The organism is Shewanella sairae (assembly GCF_023283535.1).
GTDB lineage: Bacteria > Pseudomonadota > Gammaproteobacteria > Enterobacterales > Shewanellaceae > Shewanella > Shewanella sairae.
The window spans coordinates 1-2,487 of the sequence record NZ_JAKILT010000138.1 but is presented as its reverse complement, the minus strand read 5'-3'; the positions used below and the strand labels follow the sequence as shown (position 1 = coordinate 2,487).

Annotated in this window: 1 protein-coding gene and 1 pseudogene; both read right to left on the bottom strand. The window is 38.8% G+C overall.

The window, feature by feature from the left end; all coding sequences use genetic code 11:
• Positions 1–160: 160 nt before the first annotated feature.
• Positions 161–502: pseudogene (locus L2748_RS23505) on the bottom strand (IS6 family transposase); the annotation flags it as partial.
• 366 nt (positions 503–868) lie between these two features.
• The coding region (locus tag L2748_RS23500; protein WP_476712908.1) for an RCC1 domain-containing protein at positions 869–2,487 on the bottom strand (1,619 nt) is incomplete at its 5' end.

The window sequence follows — 2,487 nt, the reverse complement described above, 5'->3', positions numbered from 1 at the left end:
ATCAATATAACGGCGGGCTGACGCCCAATGAATCAGAACGAAGGTTCTGGTTAAACTCTAAGATCGTGGCCAATTTTAGTTGACCACTACACTCCTGTGCAGTTCGAAAAGCAGTACTTTGAGAATACAGTTAAGTGTCTAAGATATTAGGGGCTTACCAAGCAACAGGTTCATCACGAGTCTCACTCAAATAAAAATCAATAATAGCGCCGTATTTATCCACGGCGCGATAATAGTAAACCCAGCGACCTTTAATCTTTATGTAGGTTTCATCCATTCGCCACGCCCCTGATACTCGGAGTTTTTTCATTCTGAATATCACTTCGAGTTGCGGCGCATATTTGATAACCCAACGGTTTAGCGTTGAGTGGTCAAAATGAATATTTCGTTCAGCAAATATCTCCTCAATTTCACGGTAACTCAGTTTATAAGCCAAGTAATATCGTAGGGCTTGCATGATGATATCTGCTGGGAAATGACGTCCAGAAAAGTTAAGTGGCATTGGTGAAGTTGGTTAAGAGAGCATCGTTCATGATAAACCTGTTCCTCAGTTTTCGACAGAACCTCTATTTCTGAGTGAGTTCGTATATTGCGCAGAATTGCTAATACGATAAACGGGCTTCTTGAAGTAATGGCGTTTGCGATGATTATGCTTGTTTGGCATTTGTTAAATATTGCTAAGAAGGTAGTGAGTTCGTTCATCTTAGTCGAACTCACTTCGTTAACCTAGTTGAGTGTTATTTGAGCGTTGCAACAAAGCCGAATTTAATTAATATGCAAAGTCGCTTGTTATTTGAGCATTGCAACAAAGCCCTTCGTCAACTTTGCAACAGAGCCAAATAACTATCATATTACCGTTGTTAAGTTTTTAATTCATTTCTGTAGTTATTAAAAATAACTGAGGGTTTAGTTTGCTTTGTACTGCTGCACTATCAGCTCCAAAACTTTTAATTCCCCAAGTTACAACAGTTCCATCATTTTTAAGTGCCGCGAAACAATAATTATTTGTAAAAATGGTTTTTACATTTCCTAATAGATCACCTCCGATTGGGGGGGTACCAGCTAAATCAATGCCACTTCCCCAAGTTATAACTGAACCATTATCTTTTAAAGCTGCAAAACCATAAGTACTAGAATAAATATGTTTAACATTAGAAATTAATTCTGATGCAACAGACAAACTATTTCCACCATATTGTGGAGTTCCCCATGAAACAACCGAGCCATTATTTTTTAAAGCTGCAAACGCTGAAAATGTCGACGTTATATCTTTCACATCAGATGATATTTTCATCGCGACAGCTGAGCTGTCTCCTCCTTGGGATGGATCCCCCCACGTAATAACCGAGCCATCACTTTTTATAGCTGCAAATGATCTATATGCAGGAATAACCATTTTTACATTAGAGGAAAGCATTCCTTTGACTGCGTCACTATTTCCTCCTTCATTAGCATTTCCCCATGTAATTACAGCACCATTATTATTTATAGCTGCGAATGCACTCGTTGTAGCCATAACAGTATTAATATCATTTGATAATTGCAATGACACTTTACTACTATCGCCTCCTGAAGATGAGCCCCCCCACGACACCACACTTCCATCATGTTTTAATGCTGCAAAGGCTGTATTAGTTGAAGCTATAAAATCGACCCCATTAGTATTTGGAGCCGTAGCAGCACCAGTGTTATTATTCCCCCACGCAATAATTTCACCATTTAAATTAAGCGCAGCAAAAGTTGATACATTAGAGTAAATAGTTGATATTTCAGTTAATCTACTTGAAACTGCAGATGAGTCCGCACCTGAATTGAAGCTTCCCCAAGTTACAACAGAACCATTATCTTTGATAGCTGCAAATGCATCATCAGTTGCATAAACAGCTTTAATATCGGTATCATTTATAGTCGGGAATATTGAGTTATTAAGTTGTGTTTTCCCCCAAGTAACAACAGAGCCATCATTCTTTAAAGCTGAAAAAGCCCATCTTGTAGACGTTATATTTTTAACACCTGATGTAAGCATATTCGCTACAATATTACTATCACCTCCTTGATCTGATTTCCCCCAAGTTATAACTTTACCGTCTGTTTTTAATGCTGCGAAGGCATTATTATTAGAAAAAATATGTTCAACCTTTGAAATACCATAAACACTGTATGCTGAAGATGTTTGTTGATAGTCATCAATGCCTTTAACTTCTAATCGAATATTAAATCCAGCATCTGCAGCTTGATAGGTGTAAGTTGATGCCGTACCCGCCACTAAGCCATTAATCACCCACTTGTATTGGTACTTAGCAGGAACACATGTGGCGCAGGTGACGTTCGCGGTCAACGTATCGCCGATAGTTGGCTTGCCATCAATCGATAACGCCGTGATTTTTGGCTCAGCTGGTTGTTCAATAGTGATGGTGATTTGACCATGGGCAAATTGCGCTGGCGTATGACCATCTTCTACTGTGTAAGTCAGCTTATCGATACCAA